General features: G+C 36.9%; 17 protein-coding genes, 1 tRNA gene, 1 rRNA gene, 1 other RNA gene and 1 other annotated feature. Of the genes, 15 read left to right on the top strand and 5 right to left on the bottom strand.

Annotated features, from left to right (window positions below):
* Positions 1 to 542: 542 nt before the first annotated feature.
* Positions 543 to 1,049 (top strand): hypothetical protein, encoded by a 507-nt coding sequence (locus tag J2Z26_RS21790; RefSeq protein WP_209794433.1) that lies wholly within the window; start codon positions 543 to 545, stop codon positions 1,047 to 1,049.
* A 32-nt stretch (positions 1,050 to 1,081) separates the two neighbouring features.
* On the opposite strand, the gene J2Z26_RS21785 is transcribed toward J2Z26_RS21790, so the two are convergent.
* A complete protein-coding gene (locus J2Z26_RS21785; RefSeq protein WP_193535259.1) occupies positions 1,082 to 2,068 on the bottom strand; it encodes a YaaC family protein in 987 nt (328 codons plus the stop codon).
* Positions 2,069 to 2,277: 209 nt separating this feature from the next.
* Here J2Z26_RS21785 and guaB point away from each other — a divergent pair, with 209 nt between their 5' ends.
* The 6 genes from guaB to J2Z26_RS21755 all read left to right on the top strand — a co-directional run bounded on the left by guaB (position 2,278) and on the right by J2Z26_RS21755 (position 8,775).
* A complete protein-coding gene (gene guaB / locus J2Z26_RS21780; protein ID WP_193535260.1) occupies positions 2,278 to 3,744 on the top strand; it encodes an IMP dehydrogenase in 1,467 nt (488 codons plus the stop codon).
* 123 nt (positions 3,745 to 3,867) lie between these two features.
* The gene (locus tag J2Z26_RS21775) at positions 3,868 to 5,217 is read left to right on the top strand and encodes a D-alanyl-D-alanine carboxypeptidase family protein (RefSeq protein ID WP_193535261.1); all 1,350 of its coding nucleotides are present in this window, start codon (positions 3,868 to 3,870) and stop codon (positions 5,215 to 5,217) included.
* Between the two features lie 256 nt (positions 5,218 to 5,473).
* Positions 5,474 to 6,358 (top strand): pyridoxal 5'-phosphate synthase lyase subunit PdxS, encoded by an 885-nt coding sequence (gene pdxS / locus J2Z26_RS21770; RefSeq protein WP_193470890.1) that lies wholly within the window; start codon positions 5,474 to 5,476, stop codon positions 6,356 to 6,358.
* Positions 6,359 to 6,376: 18 nt separating this feature from the next.
* Positions 6,377 to 6,967, top strand: a complete 591-nt coding sequence (gene pdxT / locus J2Z26_RS21765) for a pyridoxal 5'-phosphate synthase glutaminase subunit PdxT (RefSeq protein ID WP_193535262.1) — start codon at positions 6,377 to 6,379, stop codon at positions 6,965 to 6,967.
* Positions 6,968 to 7,024: 57 nt separating this feature from the next.
* Positions 7,025 to 7,244, top strand: a binding site (T-box leader).
* Positions 7,245 to 7,296: 52 nt separating this feature from the next.
* Positions 7,297 to 8,577 (top strand): serine--tRNA ligase, encoded by a 1,281-nt coding sequence (serS, locus tag J2Z26_RS21760; RefSeq protein WP_193535263.1) that lies wholly within the window; start codon positions 7,297 to 7,299, stop codon positions 8,575 to 8,577.
* A 105-nt stretch (positions 8,578 to 8,682) separates the two neighbouring features.
* A tRNA-Ser gene (locus J2Z26_RS21755) sits at positions 8,683 to 8,775 on the top strand.
* 143 nt (positions 8,776 to 8,918) lie between these two features.
* Here the strand turns inward: J2Z26_RS21755 and J2Z26_RS21750 are convergent.
* From J2Z26_RS21750 to J2Z26_RS21735, 4 genes are all read right to left on the bottom strand, one after another.
* Positions 8,919 to 9,590, bottom strand: a complete 672-nt coding sequence (locus tag J2Z26_RS21750; protein ID WP_193535264.1) for a deoxynucleoside kinase — start codon at positions 9,588 to 9,590, stop codon at positions 8,919 to 8,921.
* Entirely contained in the window at positions 9,574 to 10,227 is a 654-nt protein-coding gene (locus tag J2Z26_RS21745; protein ID WP_193535265.1) for a deoxynucleoside kinase, read from the bottom strand. The genes J2Z26_RS21750 and J2Z26_RS21745 overlap by 17 nt, the downstream gene beginning before the upstream one ends.
* A gap of 153 nt (positions 10,228 to 10,380) precedes the next feature.
* Complete coding sequence (locus tag J2Z26_RS21740; protein WP_193535272.1) at positions 10,381 to 11,667, bottom strand: glycoside hydrolase family 18 protein; 1,287 nt, start codon at positions 11,665 to 11,667, stop codon at positions 10,381 to 10,383.
* A 73-nt stretch (positions 11,668 to 11,740) separates the two neighbouring features.
* Positions 11,741 to 12,316 carry a cysteine hydrolase family protein gene (locus J2Z26_RS21735; protein ID WP_193535266.1) on the bottom strand — a complete coding sequence of 192 codons (576 nt, stop codon included), beginning with the start codon at positions 12,314 to 12,316 and terminating at the stop codon, positions 11,741 to 11,743.
* A 102-nt stretch (positions 12,317 to 12,418) separates the two neighbouring features.
* On the opposite strand from J2Z26_RS21735, the gene tadA reads away from it, so the two are divergent.
* The 8 genes from tadA to J2Z26_RS21695 form a co-directional block, all read left to right on the top strand.
* On the top strand, positions 12,419 to 12,907 hold the full coding sequence (tadA, locus tag J2Z26_RS21730; RefSeq protein ID WP_193535267.1) for a tRNA adenosine(34) deaminase TadA: 489 nt from the start codon (positions 12,419 to 12,421) through the stop codon (positions 12,905 to 12,907).
* A 119-nt stretch (positions 12,908 to 13,026) separates the two neighbouring features.
* Positions 13,027 to 13,292, top strand: an RNA gene (gene ffs / locus J2Z26_RS21725) — signal recognition particle sRNA large type.
* A gap of 149 nt (positions 13,293 to 13,441) precedes the next feature.
* Entirely contained in the window at positions 13,442 to 15,136 is a 1,695-nt protein-coding gene (gene dnaX / locus J2Z26_RS21720; protein WP_193535268.1) for a DNA polymerase III subunit gamma/tau, read from the top strand.
* A gap of 32 nt (positions 15,137 to 15,168) precedes the next feature.
* The gene (locus J2Z26_RS21715) at positions 15,169 to 15,492 is read left to right on the top strand and encodes a YbaB/EbfC family nucleoid-associated protein (protein ID WP_193535273.1); all 324 of its coding nucleotides are present in this window, start codon (positions 15,169 to 15,171) and stop codon (positions 15,490 to 15,492) included.
* 48 nt (positions 15,493 to 15,540) lie between these two features.
* Positions 15,541 to 16,137 carry a recombination mediator RecR gene (gene recR, locus J2Z26_RS21710; protein ID WP_193535269.1) on the top strand — a complete coding sequence of 199 codons (597 nt, stop codon included), beginning with the start codon at positions 15,541 to 15,543 and terminating at the stop codon, positions 16,135 to 16,137.
* Positions 16,138 to 16,158: 21 nt separating this feature from the next.
* The gene (locus J2Z26_RS21705; RefSeq protein ID WP_193535270.1) at positions 16,159 to 16,380 is read left to right on the top strand and encodes a YaaL family protein; all 222 of its coding nucleotides are present in this window, start codon (positions 16,159 to 16,161) and stop codon (positions 16,378 to 16,380) included.
* 127 nt (positions 16,381 to 16,507) lie between these two features.
* Positions 16,508 to 16,774 (top strand): pro-sigmaK processing inhibitor BofA family protein, encoded by a 267-nt coding sequence (locus J2Z26_RS21700; protein ID WP_193535271.1) that lies wholly within the window; start codon positions 16,508 to 16,510, stop codon positions 16,772 to 16,774.
* A gap of 260 nt (positions 16,775 to 17,034) precedes the next feature.
* Positions 17,035 to 17,114, top strand: a 16S ribosomal RNA gene (locus J2Z26_RS21695); the annotation flags it as partial.

Genomic DNA, 17,114 nt, shown 5'->3' with positions numbered 1-17,114 from the left:
GTCGAGGAAGTGAGTGAGCGAGAACCGGAGTGTACAGCGTACATGAGGATCGGAGCGAGGGAAACTGACGAAGGATTCTGAAGCTTATCGGAAGCTGACCGCTGAACACGGAAGTTAAGCTCTTCAGCGCCGATGGTAGTTGGGGGTTTCCCCCTGTGAGAGTAGGACGTTGCCAAGCAAAGCGAGAGAACCAGCCCTGTGCTGGTTCTTTTTTTGTGTTTTTTTTGAAAAGGACTAACTGAGAGGTTTTTTGTTAAGTTAACCGATAAGTAATGTTTGATGACCGATAGGTAGTGCGGTTGCAATTAATAGGTGTTGTTGTAATCTCTACACTTATTCAGACAGGCTGATCGATAATTTAGCAAACGAGTCCGAATCCAGAGATTATTCCGACAGGTCGAGCAAGCACATAGGCAAACGAGTCCGAATCCAAAGGTTATTCAGACAGGTTGATCGAGCCTGTTACAAAACAAGTCGGAATCCAGAGTTTCATGCAAAATATTAATAATCAATCTAAGCTAGTCCAACAATGTGGCAGTACATTGAAAATATTTTTTAAAAAATCTGAAACTTCCCCCCTAGTATCTTCGTCTAATATAGAGGTAAATCATATAGAACGGATCTTAACTAAAAGAAAAGGTGTGATGGATTTTGAAGACAGTTTCTATATCATGATAACGATACTGGTAGTATTTTTTACTACAGGCTGCACACCTACATATGATGAGAAGAAAGGCTACAAGGAAGCAAGCATTAACCCATTATTTCCTGTACCAGAGAATGCTGTACAATCAGAGTTGGAATATGGTAATCCAATTATAAAGGATGGGGTAAAGTATACTATTAAAAATATTGGTGGAGAACAAGGATTGTATCCACCTGAGGATTACTTAGCTGAAATCGAAAACTGGGGTTGGTATGAATTAGAAGATGAACAGATGGGTTCCATGCATGTGTTCAATAAAGATGGAACGGTAATGTGGCTGGACATAAATCAAGATTTTTTAGGACTCTATGAATTAGAGCGAAACATCTATTCAAAAAAGTAAGTAAGGAACCGGGATGAATTCGGTTCCTTTTTTTAATTATTTTTTATCTGCTCGTTTAAAAAGAGGTAAAGTAGATAGGGTACCTTTTCAGCAGAAACTGTTAAAAATTGATTAATAAATGGATAATCATTACTAGAGTAGGAATGGAGCAGTTCGCTCCACCATTCAGTCTCATATCTAGATATCATACTTAGATTGTAGAGAAGTAAATAGTGTACCATAATTTCCGGAAAGTTAACTAAGTCATCACGGTTTGTTGATACGTAATAAGAATCCTCATAAAGATGATAGTATAAAGGAGAAGAATTATTAGGATTGATTTGCTTATTTTCTACGATTTTAAAAGGTAAGGAATGCTTCGCATTTATATCTTCCTCAAATGCCTCAAGTTGAAAAGGTAATGACTCATTGATAAAATCATGAAACCTGCGAGAAGTCATGTGGTAATTATCAAGTAGACTGTTAGGAAATCCTAGTACATCTTCTTGTAACTTCTCTATTTTACAAAAGTATTCTACCTGGTAGTGGAGTTTAAAGAGATTGGACAGTTCTGGAATCCTCTTTAATAATTGGTTCATTGAGTACTTTTCTCCATCTAACTGTTTCACATGAAACATTTTTTCAGAAAAATGAGTAAACAGTCCATTCTTTTGTATTTTCACTTCATCCTGGGAAAACTCATAGCTTTGTTTCTTTCTTTTTCTCGTTGATACGCCGTGAGCTAAAACTGATGTAGATTCAGGATATTGTGGGTCTACTGTTAATAAGCAGGCTTTAAGTAATTGAACCATTCCATAAAATAATAGCACTGGCTTAATGGCTAGTGGAGCACTGGTTGCTAGTTGATAGTAATTTTGACCATGTTCTAGGTAATAGATAAATGGATAACAGTTATCATAGCTTTTTTTATCTGCATCCTCAAAGTTTTGTTTTTTATAACAGCGCAACAATAAGTTTTGAATGGTAGTTGCTGAATGGAAGGCAGAGAAAGAGTTCCAAATTTGATTTTGATCCTTCAATTATAAGACCTCCATATTCTTTAGAGGTTATTACACCGTTTTTAAATAGTCTATACTGTAGGATTACACATGAGATTCGTTTTTATTATAAGATAAGTATCAAATAATGTTTTTTGAATAGTCGAACTTATCGTATCTTTCTTGACAGTCAAGAGCCGAGTTGATAATCTACTAATAATATTTTTTTCGAACTAAAGGGGGATTTTGAAGTGTGGGAAACAAAGTTTGCTAAAGAAGGTCTTACGTTTGATGATGTATTATTAGTGCCAGCAAAATCGGAAGTATTGCCACGTGATGTGAACACTAGTGTTGCTTTAACAGAGAGTTTAAAGCTAAATATCCCAATTATTAGTGCGGGAATGGATACTGTTACGGAAGCTGAAATGGCTATTTCGATTGCTCGTCAAGGTGGTCTAGGTATCATTCATAAAAATATGTCTATTGAACAACAGGCTGAACAGGTAGATAAGGTAAAACGTTCTGAAAGTGGTGTTATCACAGATCCTTTTTTCTTAACTCCTGAACATCAAGTGTTTGATGCAGAGCATTTAATGGGCAAATACCGAATCTCTGGTGTACCTATTGTAAATAACGCAGATGAGCAAAAGCTTGTTGGAATTTTAACAAACCGTGATTTAAGGTTTATTCAAGATTATTCAATCCTAATTTCAGACGTAATGACTAAAGAAAATCTTGTAACGGCACCAGTTGGAACCACACTAGACCAAGCAGAAAAAATACTACAAAGATATAAAATTGAAAAGCTCCCTTTAATCGATGAGAACGGTGTATTAAAAGGTTTAATTACCATTAAGGATATTGAGAAAGTAATTGAATTCCCACATTCAGCTAAAGATCAACATGGTCGATTATTAGTAGGTGCTGCCGTAGGAGTAACTGCTGATACCCTCCTTCGTGTTGAAAAACTAGTAAAGGCACATGCTGATGTTATTGTTGTGGATACTGCACATGGACATTCTGCAGGTGTATTAAAAACAGTTCGTGAAATAAGAGAAGCTTATCCTAGTCTAAATATTATTGCAGGTAATGTTGCAACTGCTGAAGCAACAAGAGATTTAATAGAAGCAGGTGCTAATGTTGTTAAGGTCGGTATTGGGCCAGGTTCTATTTGTACCACTCGTGTAGTTGCAGGTGTGGGAGTTCCTCAAATAACAGCAGTCTATGACTGTGCAACAGAAGCAAGAAAGCATGGAGTATCTATTATTGCTGATGGCGGAATCAAATATTCTGGAGATATCGTCAAGGCATTAGCTGCTGGAGGGCATGCTGTTATGCTAGGAAGTATGTTAGCGGGAGTATCAGAGAGTCCTGGAGAAACAGAAATCTTCCAAGGTCGTCGTTTCAAAGTATATCGTGGAATGGGATCTGTGGGTGCAATGGAAAAAGGAAGTAAGGATCGCTACTTCCAAGAAGAGAATAAAAAGTTTGTTCCAGAAGGTATTGAAGGACGTCTGCCTTATAAAGGACCACTTTCTGATACAATCTATCAATTAGTTGGTGGGTTACGTTCAGGTATGGGATATTGTGGAACAAAAGATCTACAGGAACTTCGCGAAGAAGCTCAATTTATACGCATGACTGGTGCGGGTTTAAGGGAAAGTCATCCACATGATGTACAAATTACAAAGGAAGCACCAAACTACTCTTTATCCTAGTCTAAATGGTTTATTTTTCTTATTGAAAGACAGAGTGTTATACTCTGTCTATTTTTTTTTAGGTAATTATGATAAAATGACTGAGGTTATTATATTAAAATTAATAGCAATTGGAGGTAAACAATGAGAATTAAAAATCAAAGTAAGCTGATTGTTAGTATTCTTACGATCTTCTTACTATCTATTTATATGAATCCTACAAATATCGTATCAGCTGAAACTGACTCTTTAGGTATAGAAGCAGAAGGAGCTATTTTAATAGAAGCATCAACAGGTAAGATTTTATATGAAAAGAATGCAGATAAAGTTTTAGGTATTGCTAGTATGTCAAAAATGATGACAGAATACCTATTATTAGAAGCATTGGAAGATGGGACAGTAACACCTGATCAACAATACAATGTAAGTGATTATGTTTATCGAATCTCTCAAAATAGAAGTTTATCGAATGTTCCATTAAGACAAGATGGCACATATAGTGTTCAAGAATTGTATGAATCAATGGCGATTTATTCTGCGAATGGTTCAACCATTGCAATTGCTGAAATTATTGCAGGGTCAGAAACAAACTTTGTAAAAATGATGAATGATAAAGCAGCAGAATTAGGGTTAGAAGACTATAAATTTTATAATTCTACCGGGTTAAATAATTCAGACCTTCTTGGATTACATCCTGAAGGAACAGGTGAAACTGACGAAAATGTTATGTCAGCAAGAGCAACTGCTAAATTAGCTTATCATTTATTAAAAGATTTCCCGCAATTAATTGAAACAGCTAGTATACCAAGAAAAACTTTTAGAGAAGGCACAGATGATGCAATTGAGATGCCAAACTGGAACTGGATGTTACCAGGGTTAGTTTTTCAGCACCAAGATGTAGACGGAATTAAAACAGGATCAACTAGTTTTGCTGGATATTGCTTTACAGGAACAGCAGAACGAGACGGCGTACGTTATATTACAGTTGTAATGAATACAGCAAGTCAAAAAGCACGTTTTGATGAAACAAGAAAGATGCTAGATTATGCTTTCAGTAACTATTCAATTGAACAAATTTTCCCTGAAGGGTATCAAATTGAAGACCAGTCTGTATTACCTGTAACAAAGGGTAAGGAAAAAGAAGTTAAAGTTGAATCAAATGCACCTATTAATGTTGTATTAAAACGTGGAGAATCAGAAAAGGAATTATACAAGGCAGAGTATGTTTTTGACCAAGAAGTTTTATCTGAAGATGCAGGTCTAGTTGCACCAGTAGAAAAAGGTATGAAGGTCGGTCAATTAGTTGTTACGTATAGCGGAACAAGTAATTATGGATTTATTACTCCTGAAGGAGAACATTCACTAAAGGCAGACCTTATTACAACTGGTGATGTCGAGAAGGCAAATTGGTTCTCATTAATGATGAGGGGCATTGGTGGATTCTTTTCAGATGTATGGTCTAGTGTTGCTAATGCAGTAAAAGGTATATTTTAAAACAAAGGCTCTTGCTATTAAGCAGGAGCTTTTTTTCTTATTTATTTTTCTTTAGATACAAAAGGATTTTAATAGGATTTTTTATAAAAGTGATGTAAAATAATGGTCAGGTGCTTTTTCAAGTAGAGTGAATGATAGAGCTCTTTTGAAAGAAAGCTAATCATATCTATACTTAACTTTACCATGTCATTATTAATGTAAGAGATTCCATACATTAAGTGGCAAATCATTAGTACATAGAGGAGGATATATCTAGATGAACAATACAGGTACAGATCGTGTAAAACGTGGTATGGCAGAAATGCAAAAGGGCGGCGTAATTATGGACGTTGTCAATGCTGAGCAAGCGAGAATTGCTGAAGAAGCTGGTGCTGTTGCTGTTATGGCACTAGAGCGTGTTCCGGCTGATATTCGAGCAGCGGGTGGAGTATCTCGTATGGCAGACCCAACAATTGTTGAAGAAGTAATGAAAGCGGTAACGATTCCTGTTATGGCAAAAGCTCGTATCGGACATATCGTTGAGGCTCGTATATTAGAGGCAATGGGTGTAGACTACATTGACGAAAGTGAAGTGTTAACACCTGCCGATGAGGAGTATCATTTATTCAAACGTGATTACACAGTACCATTCGTTTGTGGTTGCCGTGATTTAGGAGAAGCAACTCGTCGTATTGCTGAAGGAGCTTCAATGCTACGTACGAAAGGTGAGCCAGGTACAGGGAACATTGTAGAGGCTGTTCGCCATATGCGTAAAGTTAATGCTCAGATTAAAAAGGTTGCTGGTATGAGTGAAGATGAATTAATGACTGAGGCAAAAAACCTAGGTGCTCCATTTGAATTATTACTTCAAATTAAGCGTGAAGGTCGTCTTCCTGTAGTTAACTTTGCAGCGGGTGGAGTTGCAACTCCAGCAGACGCAGCACTTATGATGCAACTTGGAGCTGACGGTGTATTTGTTGGTTCAGGTATTTTTAAATCAGACAATCCTGCAAAATTTGCTCGTGCGATTGTAGAAGCAACTACGCACTATCAAGATTATGAGTTAATCGCTAAACTTTCAAAAGGTTTAGGTTCAGCAATGAAAGGTATCGAAATTTCATCACTATTACCAGATCAACGTATGCAAGAGCGCGGCTGGTAAAAATAAAGGAGCATTAGTATGGTTAAGATTGGCGTTTTAGGTCTTCAAGGTGCAGTACGAGAGCATGTAAGATCAATTGAAGCATCTAATGCAGAAGCCGTTGTTGTAAAAAAAATAGAGCAATTGGATGAACTAGATGGTTTAATTATTCCAGGTGGCGAAAGTACAACAATGCGCCGTTTGATTGATAAATACGATTTTATGGATCCACTTCGTGAGTTTGCTGCATCAGGAAAACCAATGTTCGGCACATGTGCAGGACTCATTTTGCTGGCAAAAAATATCGTAGGTTATGACCAACCACATCTTGGTCTAATGGACATAACCGTTGAGCGAAATTCATTTGGTCGTCAACGTGAAAGCTTCGAAGCTGAACTTATGATACCAAATGTTGCTGACGATTTTGTAGGTGTATTTATTCGTGCACCACATATTGTACAGGCAGGAGAAAATGTTGAGGTTTTATCTAAGCATAATGACCGAATTGTTGCTGCAAGAGAAGGGCAATACCTAGGCTGTTCATTCCATCCTGAATTAACGGATGATCATCGGTTAACACAATACTTTGTGAAGATGGTTGAAGAAGCTAAGGAAAAAAATCTTGTATAAACCTATTGCATCTTGCAAAAACTTATAGTAAATTATGTATTACTATAAATAAATTGGATTAAATCTATGACAGGAACTAGTAACATGCATACTTTCTCTAGAGAGTCGGTGGTTGGTGTGAACCGATGTAAGGTGCTTGTGAATCCATCCTTGAGTAAAATACTGAAAGCTTTTGTTAGTAAGTATTTTCGGTTAAGAGCCGTTATTTCTTTATCAAGAGGGAGATATTTTATATCTTCAACTAGGGTGGCAACGCGGGTTAACTCTCGTCCCTTTTTTAGGGACGGGAGTTTTTTGTTTTGTCATAGATTTAGTAGGAGGAAAAGAGAATGCTTGATATTAAATTGTTAAGAGCCAATTTTGAAGAGGTAAAACAAAAGCTTCAGCACCGAGGAGAAGACTTAACAGACTTAGGAAAGTTTGAAGAGTTAGATGCGAAACGCAGAGAATTAATTTTAAAAACAGAAGAGTTAAAAAGTAAACGTAATGAAGTATCTGCTCAAGTTGCTGTATTAAAACGTGAAAAGCAAGATGCAGATCACCTAATCACTGAGATGCGAGAAGTTGGCGATCAAATTAAGGTACTTGATGATGAGCTTCGTCCATTAGAAGAGGAGCTTGAACTGTTACTATTATCAATTCCTAACATTCCTCATGAGAGTGTTCCAGTTGGAGAAACGGAAGATGATAATGTTGAGGCTCGTAAGTGGGGAGAGTTACCTGAGTTTTCATTTGAACCAAAACCGCATTGGGAAATCGCAGATGAACTTGGAATCCTAGATTTTGAACGAGCAGGCAAGGTTACTGGAAGTCGCTTTGTTTTTTATAAAGGTCTAGGTGCTAGACTTGAACGTGCATTGATGAACTTTATGTTAGATCTTCACGTTGAGGAACATGGCTACGAAGAAATCCTGCCTCCATACATGGTGAATCGTGCTAGTATGACTGGAACAGGTCAGCTTCCTAAGTTTGAAGAAGATGCTTTTTTAATTGAGAGTGAAGACTACTTCTTAATTCCAACAGCAGAAGTACCTGTTACAAACTTTCACCGTGATGAAATTCTAGCTGGAGAAGACCTTCCATACAATTATGCCGCATATAGTGCATGCTTTAGATCTGAAGCGGGATCTGCAGGTCGTGATACAAGAGGGTTAATTCGTCAGCACCAGTTCAATAAAGTAGAACTTGTTAAATTTGTAAAACCAGAGGATTCTTACGAAGAGTTAGAGAAACTAACTGGTAATGCAGAAAAGGTGCTACAATTGCTCGGACTTCCATACCGAGTGTTAAGTATGTGTACAGCTGATTTAGGATTTACAGCAGCGAAGAAATACGACATAGAAGTTTGGATCCCAAGCTATGGAACGTATCGAGAAATTTCTTCTTGTAGTAACTTTGAAGCATTCCAAGCACGTCGTGCAAATATTCGTTTCCGTCGTGATCCGAAGGCTAAACCAGAGCATGTTCATACGTTAAATGGATCTGGTCTTGCGATTGGACGTACAGTGTCTGCTATATTAGAAAATTATCAACAGGCAGATGGTAGTGTCATTATTCCAGAAGTACTTCGTCCATATATGGGAAATCGTGAAGTTATTGGCCGTAAGTAGGATTGATAAGGAGGAGTAATTCTCCTCCTTCAATTCAGCAAAAAAACTTCTTTAAAATTGTTGACATGCTTTTATAGGATATGATATATTAATTCTTGTCGAAACGGAGGAATACCCAAGTCCGGCTGAAGGGATCGGTCTTGAAAACCGACAGGGGTGTTAAAGCCCGCGGGGGTTCGAATCCCTCTTCCTCCGCCATTTTAAAATTCGATAATTTTCTAAAAGCGCATATTTTGGAGATTAGAAATTCGTTACGCATATGTAACGAATTTTTTTGCGTATTTATGACTTAATATTAAAAATATTTATATTAATAAAAAAGCCATCCGATTGGATGGCTTTTATCTTTTTACTAATAAAGAATGTTGATTTAAGGCATTTGAGATTTTTTCAATAATCGGCTCAATTGATGCTTCTTGTTCAATTAAATCATATTCATTTATATTAATTCGAAGAACAGGACAGGCAGTAAAGCTATTAATCCATTTTTCATATCTTTCATGCATTTCTTCCCAATATTCTACAGGAGTTTGCTGCTCCATTGGTCGTCCACGCTCTTTTATACGAGATAATATATCATCAAGACTACCTTCTAAGTAGACAAGTAAATCTGGATGCGGGAAATAAGGAGTCATCACCATTGCTTCAAAAAGGTTAGTATATGTTTCATAATCAATTGGTGTCATTGTTCCTTTTTCATAATGCATTCTAGCAAAAATGCCTGTATCTTCATAAATAGAGCGGTCTTGAATAAACCCACCACCATATTCAAAAATCTTTTTCTGCTCCTTAAAGCGTTCAGCTAGAAAATAAATTTGAAGGTGGAAGCTCCATCTTTTAAAGTCAGCGTAGAATGGATCTAGGTAAGGATTTGTATCTACCTTTTCAAAAGAAGTGCGGAATCCTAAGGAATTTGCCAAGGCCTTTGTAATGGTAGATTTTCCAACTCCAACAGTACCCGCAATTGTAATAACCGAGTTTGCTGGTATATTGTATTTACTTCGCAAATTCATTTTGTTCGACTCCTTTTGCAATTGTTTTGTCTATTTTAGTTAAGATATAGTCTAAATCTAGCTTGTTTTGTACGAAATCTAATTCATCCCCATTAATTCGAATAACAGGAATATGTGGATAGGTACGCTCGAACTCCCTCATAGTTTGTTCATAGTCAGCTGAAAGTTGCAGTAAATAAGCAGGATCAATGTTTTTTTCAATATCACGTCCGCGCATCTGAATCCGCTTAAGTAATGTATCGAGGCTGGCATTTAAATAAACGATTATGTTTGGTACAGGCATATCCTGAGTTAGGATTTGATAGATTTGAAGGTATTTACTAAATTGAGGAGCTTTTAAAGTTCTCTCTGCAAAGATTATATTTTTAATGATATGGTAATCACTTACTACAGCTTGTTGCTTTTGTAAAAATAAATGATTAATGTCCTCAAGCTGTTTATATCGATTACATAAAAAGAACATTTCTGTCTGAAAGCTCCACTCATCTATATTTTCATAAAACTTCCCAAGAAACGGATTTTCATCGACAATTTCTTTTAATAGAGCATACTGGAAGTGTTCTGATATGGATTTAGCGAGTGAGGTTTTACCAACACCGATAGGACCTTCTACAGTAATAAAAGGTGTGTGGCTCATCTCATTTCCCCCTTTAATTGACCAAAAAAATCTGCCGAAAATTATCTTAATTTGTAAATAAAGTGACAAAACTTATTTTATCACAGACCTAAGTCCTGTGGGGGCATTAAATTTCAAAAAAAATAAAGGACCCAATAAATGGTCCTTTAGTGCTTATCTTTTTACAACATTAAAATTTTCAGTGATCAATAACCAATTTTGTGGGAAAGGAAGACCTAGTTTCCAATAACTTATTCCTCTTAAATTTAATTCCTTAATTAAATCAAATTTAGCCTGAATGGATCTAGCATCCTCGAACCAAACCTCATGCTCCTTACCTTCAGCATCAACATAATTAAAATGAGGTGCTTGTGCTTTTTGATCATACTGGATAGGGACGTTATATTGTTTTGCTAATTCGATAGCACGCTGTGGACTCACGGCCTTTGCATACTCCCCGCCTTCAACAAATGGAAGGGTCCAGTCATATCCATACAAGTTTTGGCCCATCATAATTTTATTTGAAGGCATTTCAGATAAGGCGTATTCTAATACTTCTCTTACAGGACCAATTGGTGATACAGCCATTGCAGGACCACCGCTATAGCCCCACTCATATGTCATAATAACAACAAAGTCAGCAATTTCCCCATGAGCTCGGTAATCATGTGCTTCATACCAACGTCCTTTTTGATCTGCACTTGTTTTAGGTGCTAGTGCCGTAGACATTAACCAACCCTGTGCACTAAACCGTTGTTTTGCCTTACGTAAAAAAGTATTATAGGCTTCACGATCCTCTGGTCGTAAATATTCCATATCAAAATGAATATCCCTGAAACCATATTGCTGTGCTTTTTGAACAATGGTATCTAATAATTTATCTTGTACAGCTTGGTCTGTTAAAACAATTCTACCTAATTCATCACTGAACTGGCCTTCCTCTAAATTCGTTACAACCATCATTAAGGTCACATTATTTTGTCCGGCAATCTCAGGAAAATTATTTAGAAGGGGTTCCTTTAGTGAACCGTCACGTTGGATTTGGAAGCTGAAAGGTGCTAGGTATGTTAGGTATGGGGCTGCTTCTCGTGCTGCTTGTTCTAATGCTGGTGTTACTGTTCCACCGAGAGGTTCAACGTAGGCATTGGTTTCAACATTTCGCTTTGGAAGTTCAGGGATGTAGAGTCTAGTGCCTACCTGTAAAGGAAGGTTTGTAGGAATTTGATTAACTTGAGCGAGTTGCTGATAGCTAATTCCAAAGCGTTGTCCAATTGACCAAAGGGTATCTCCAGGTTGTACCCAATAAAATCTACCGATGATCGGAATTACAATTGCCTGACCTACAGCTAGTGTTGATGGATCTGGTATCTCATTTGCTTCTACTATATCCTCCACAGTTGTATTATAAGCAGAAGCAATACCACTCAAGTTTTGTCCTGGTTGAACTACATGAATCTGCATATGAATCATTCCCTTCATTAAGTTACTTTTACCTCTATAAACTTATGTGAAGGGGAAGGAAAAATGAACAGTTTTATTCGTCTGATAAAGATTCAGTCATATCTTTTGTCGAGAAAAGGTGTGCCTTTAATACATTTTTCATCATTAACAAAGCATATTCATTATCACGTGAATCATTTGAAGTAATACAATCACTTGGGATAATAAGCTTGTAGCCTCTCATATAGGCATCATTAGCAGTAAAAAGTACGCAAATGTTCCCGGCAATACCAGTAAGAACTAATGTATCAATGTCAAGCTCGCGCAATAATGTCTCTAAGGATGTATTATAAAATGCAGAGTGCTTCGGCTTGATAAGAAAGTAGTCATCTTCTTGTGGAGCCAGCTTTTTTAGAATAGGCTCGCTTTGTTTATTTAAACAGTGATCAAGTAAACGTGGAAGGTTAGCTTGCCAGAGATTATAGTGGTCATTTATGTATATAACAGGTAGATTTTGTTGCTTAAATTGTTGCTTTAGCTTTAAAATAGAGTCGCTCATAGGTAATGCTTTCTCTGCTAAGGCTTTCCCATACTCAAACTTAAAATCATTAATCATGTCAATAATAAGTAAAGCAACACGTTGATCTTCATAAAAGGGGTACTTAAACATAACTATCACTCCTTTGCTCTGAATTGTTTAAATGAGTTGTTATTAGTATTTACTTTTTATAAAAAAAAGAATGAAAGAAAAACAAAGCAAGGAGTTATTAGGATGTACAATGATGATTATTTTATGAGGTTGGCTATCATAGAGGCAAAAAAAGCTGAAATGATTAACGAGGTGCCGATTGGTGCAATAATTGTTAAGGATAATGAAGTGATTGCTTCAGCGCATAATTTACGGGAAACTGAACAACGATCGATTGCACACGCAGAATTACTTGCAATAGATCAGGCTTGCAAGGTGGTTGGTTCATGGAGACTTGAAGAAGCAACATTATATGTTACACTTGAACCTTGTGCTATGTGTGCCGGTGCTATTGTATTATCTCGCGTAAAAAGAGTAGTCTATGGAGCAAAAGATCCTAAAGGTGGATGTGCTGGTACATTGATGGATTTACTGCAGGAAGAGCGCTTCAATCACCAGTCGGAAGTTGTGCAAGGTGTCCTTGAAGAGGAATGTGGTTTATTGCTAAGCGATTTTTTTAAACGTTTGAGGTTACAGAAAAAAGAAAAAAAGCAGCTTAATTTGGAACCATAGGTTACGCTATCAGGACTAATTTCAAGAATTTTACAGTCTATATTCATTGCAATTTTATATGAAAGCAGATATACTTGTACTTACGTCGGGTAAATAAACACGATGTGGTATCAATTTTGCCGTGCTAAGCGGGGAGGTAGCGGTGCCCTGTACTCGCAATCCGCTCTAGCGAGGCCGAATCCCTTTCTCGAGGGTAGTCCACTGTAGGGTCTGCCCCAAGTAAGTGGTGTTGACGTTCGGGTCTTACGCAATGAGAACCCACGAACCCTGTCAGGTCCGGAAGGAAGCAGCAGTAAGTGGATCATCTCATGTGCCGTAGGGTTGCCTGGACCGAGCTAACTGCTTGGGTAACGCTTATGGTGGCTATTCGACAGAAGGTGCACGGTAAAATTGATACCATATGACGACTTAAGAAAACTCATCCTTCTGGATGGGTTTTCTTTGTATTTGAAGGAAAAACATCTTTCGTTTTGAAATTATTCTTTATAATACTGTATAATAAAGAAATGAAATAAAAGAGGAGGGCATTCGTACGTGGCATATCAAGCATTATATCGTGTCTATAGACCAAAAACATTTCAAGATGTTGTAGGACAAGAACATATTACGAAAACACTGCAAAATGCCCTTCTACAGGAAAAATTTTCACACGCCTATCTATTTTCTGGCCCCAGAGGTACAGGGAAGACAAGTGCTGCGAAAATCTTTTCAAAAGCAGTAAACTGTGAAAGAGCACCAATATCTGAACCATGTAATGAGTGTGACTCATGTAGAGGTATTTCAGATGGATCTATTTCAGACGTGATTGAGATAGATGCTGCATCTAATAATGGTGTTGACGAAATCCGGGATATTCGGGATAAAGTAAAGTATGCACCAAGTGCAGTTAAGTACAAGGTCTATATTGTTGATGAAGTACATATGCTATCGATTGGTGCTTTTAATGCTTTACTAAAGACACTAGAAGAACCACCAAAACATGTTATCTTTATTTTGGCAACGACTGAGCCACATAAGATTCCTCTGACAATCATTTCAAGGTGTCAGCGCTTTGATTTTAGACGTATTAATGCTCAGGCTATTGTACAAAGAATGAAGGTTATAATTGATAACCAAGAAATTGAAGTAGAAGAGCAAGCATTGCATGTTATTGCACGGGCGGCCGAAGGTGGAATGCGAGATGCTCTTAGCCTTTTGGATCAAGCCATTTCTTATAGTGACGATGTAGTTCAATTCGAAGATGTTTTATCTATTACAGGCTCAGTATCACAAACATTCCTAACGAATTTAGTAGAAGCTATTGATCAAAAAAATGTTCAAGTTGCATTAAAAACGTTAGATGAACTGATGAACCATGGTAAAGATCCGATGAGATTTATAGAAGATTTAATTTTCTATTATCGAGACATGCTACTTTATCAAACAGCACCAAATTTAGAAGAGACACTTGAACGTGTTATGGTTGATGACCATTTTACTGCTCTTGCTGAAAGAATACATAAAGGTTCAATCTATGAAATAATAGATATACTAAATAAATGTCAGCAGGAAATGAAGTGGACAAATCACCCTCGAATATTCTTAGAGGTTGCTATCGTAAAGTTATGTCAACAAGATGGGCCGCAAGTGGTGCAAACAGTACCACAAATTGATACACTAATGAATAGAATAAATCAACTAGAAAATGAACTTCAACAACTCAAGGAAAAAGGAATTGCAGTTTCAAATGACGGAGTTGCTCAACCTGAACGAAAGCCGCAGAAATCAGCAGCAAGAAGCGGGTATAAAACACCTACTGGTAGGCTGATCGAGATACTTAAACAAGCTACTCGTCCCGACCTAGAATTACTAAAGTCCAGATGGGGAGCAATGCTTGAACAATTAAGACAACAAAATAAAGTTTCACATGCAGCATTACTGATAGATAGTGAACCAGTTGCAGCATCAAATACAGCTTTCGTTTTAAAATTTAAGTATGAAATTCATTGTAAAATGGTCGCTGAAAACAATAATAATGTTCGCGATAACTTAGAAAACATCCTACTTGAGTTAACGAATAAGCGATTTGAAATGGTTGCAGTCCCTGATGATGAATGGGGTAAAATAAGAGAAGAGTTTTTACGTGGGCAACGTAGTGAAGAGACTAGCGATATGGAAGAAGAAGAAGATCCACTAATCGCAGAAGCTAAGAAAATTGTAGGTACGGAGCTCATTGAAATACAAGAATAAACAACACATATTAAAGGAGGCACATACACATGATGCGTGGTGGCGGAATGGGTAATATGCAAAAAATGATGAAACAAATGCAAAAAATGCAAAAGGATATGGCAAAAGCTCAAGAAGAGCTAGCAGTAAAAACAATTGAAGGTACAGCTGGTGGCGGCATGGTAACTGTTGTTGTTAACGGACAAAAAGAAGTTATAGATGTAAATATTAAGCCAGAGGTAGTAGATCCAGATGATATCGATATGCTACAAGATTTAGTTTTAGCTGCAACAAACGATGCATTAAAGAAAATGGAAGATCTAACAAATGACACTATGGGGCAATTTACAAAAGGTATGAATTTACCTGGGTTTTAATTGAATATATAGCTCCTTCGGTCGAATTTAGGAGGAATAGAGAAAGATATGCATTATCCTGAACCGATATCAAAGCTAATTGATAGCTTTATGAAATTGCCAGGAATAGGCCCTAAAACAGCCGTTCGCCTGGCTTTTTTTGTATTAAGTATGAAAGAAGATGTTGTTCTAGATTTCGCAAAAGCCTTGGTTAATGCGAAAAGAAATTTAACATACTGTACTCAGTGTGGTCATATAACTGATCAGGACCCTTGTTATATATGTGATGATGAGCGCCGTAATAAAACAATTATTTGTGTTGTTCAAGATCCTAAGGATGTAATTGCTATGGAGAAAATGAAAGAATACAACGGGTTATATCATGTCCTTCATGGTGCGATTTCACCTATGGATGGAATTGGTCCAGAAGATATCAAAATACCCGATCTATTAAAAAGGCTCCAAGATGACACGGTCCAGGAAATAATATTAGCTACTAATCCCAATATAGAAGGGGAAGCTACTGCCATGTACATTTCCCGTCTTTTAAAACCAACTGGGATAAAATTGACTAGGATCGCACATGGTCTACCTGTTGGAGGAGACTTGGAATATGCAGATGAGGTTACATTATCTAAAGCAATGGAAGGTCGTAGAGAACTGTAACAACTAGTTTGGGGTGAAAAGATGTTTTTTCGAAGAAAAGGTTGGCTTCGTAATGAACACGATGAAAGACTATTAGTGCAACTTGAATCATTAAAGGAGCATTGGATGGTCCAAAAGAGTATTATTGAAAAAAGTGTTGAACCTTCAGATGAGGTCCTGTTTGAACTTAAGTTAGCAGAATCGAAATACTTCTTTTTATTACGTGAAGCAAAAACACGTCAAATCTTTATTGGTAAGAAATAAGCAGAAGATAGGGATGTTCCAACATCTCTACCTTCTGTTTTATTCTTTTAAGCATTAGTTCTTATCTTAACTACTAGTACATACAATAGTACAAGTAGTAAGTTGTATAAGGAGTGATGCTTAAAAGATGGAACCAATTGTTGTAATATCTATTCTAGGTGGTTTGATATTATTAGTCTTATTTATGGGAGCTCCAATGAGGCCAGTACGTTTTATTGGACAAGGGTTAGTTAAAATAATGATCGGAGCTTTACTATTATTCTTTTTAAATGCCTTCGGAACGACCTTAGGATTAAATATTCCGATTAACCTTGTAACCTCAACTATTTCTGGATTTTTAGGAGTACCTGGTATTGCTGCATTAGTCATTATTGATACTTTCATATTAGGTTAAAGCAAATGGAATCAGTCCATTTGCTTTTTTTATAGAAATTTATTTAAAAAGTGTTGACTCTAATGATTTCAATGTGATATATTATTAAACGTCGCTGCTGAAGCAAAGTAAACGACACAAAAAACATGTTGACAGTAAGAACTGTTACATGATATATTAGTTAAGTCGCCTAAACGCGACGAATTGATCTTTGAAAACTGAACATAACACAAGCGTCAATGTTTGTTTTAAAATTATTTTTAGCTATGAGCTAATCAACTCTATTGGAGAGTTTGATCCTGGCTCAGGACGAACGCTGGCGGCGTGCCTAATACATGCAAGTCGAGCGGTTCTTAGGAAG

It is taken from the genome of Cytobacillus luteolus, from assembly GCF_017873715.1.
Lineage (GTDB): Bacteria > Bacillota > Bacilli > Bacillales > Bacillaceae_L > Bacillus_BV > Bacillus_BV luteola.
The sequence above is the reverse complement of the archived record's forward strand: the minus strand, read 5'-3'. Positions and strand labels throughout refer to the sequence as shown.

Excerpts from the sequence above, each read along its gene's own strand:
- J2Z26_RS21775 (WP_193535261.1), top strand. The coding sequence starts at position 3,868 with ATGAGAATTAAAAATCAAAGTAAGCTGATTGTTAGTATTCTTACGATC.
- pdxS (WP_193470890.1), top strand. The coding sequence starts at position 5,474 with ATGAACAATACAGGTACAGATCGTGTAAAACGTGGTATGGCAGAAATG.
- pdxT (WP_193535262.1), top strand. The coding sequence starts at position 6,377 with ATGGTTAAGATTGGCGTTTTAGGTCTTCAAGGTGCAGTACGAGAGCAT.
- serS (WP_193535263.1), top strand. The coding sequence starts at position 7,297 with ATGCTTGATATTAAATTGTTAAGAGCCAATTTTGAAGAGGTAAAACAA.
- J2Z26_RS21750 (WP_193535264.1), bottom strand. The coding sequence starts at position 9,590 with ATGAATTTGCGAAGTAAATACAATATACCAGCAAACTCGGTTATTACA.
- J2Z26_RS21745 (WP_193535265.1), bottom strand. The coding sequence starts at position 10,227 with ATGAGCCACACACCTTTTATTACTGTAGAAGGTCCTATCGGTGTTGGT.
- J2Z26_RS21740 (WP_193535272.1), bottom strand. The coding sequence starts at position 11,667 with ATGCAGATTCATGTAGTTCAACCAGGACAAAACTTGAGTGGTATTGCT.
- J2Z26_RS21735 (WP_193535266.1), bottom strand. The coding sequence starts at position 12,316 with ATGTTTAAGTACCCCTTTTATGAAGATCAACGTGTTGCTTTACTTATT.
- tadA (WP_193535267.1), top strand. The coding sequence starts at position 12,419 with ATGTACAATGATGATTATTTTATGAGGTTGGCTATCATAGAGGCAAAA.
- J2Z26_RS21715 (WP_193535273.1), top strand. The coding sequence starts at position 15,169 with ATGCGTGGTGGCGGAATGGGTAATATGCAAAAAATGATGAAACAAATG.
- recR (WP_193535269.1), top strand. The coding sequence starts at position 15,541 with ATGCATTATCCTGAACCGATATCAAAGCTAATTGATAGCTTTATGAAA.
- J2Z26_RS21705 (WP_193535270.1), top strand. The coding sequence starts at position 16,159 with ATGTTTTTTCGAAGAAAAGGTTGGCTTCGTAATGAACACGATGAAAGA.
- J2Z26_RS21700 (WP_193535271.1), top strand. The coding sequence starts at position 16,508 with ATGGAACCAATTGTTGTAATATCTATTCTAGGTGGTTTGATATTATTA.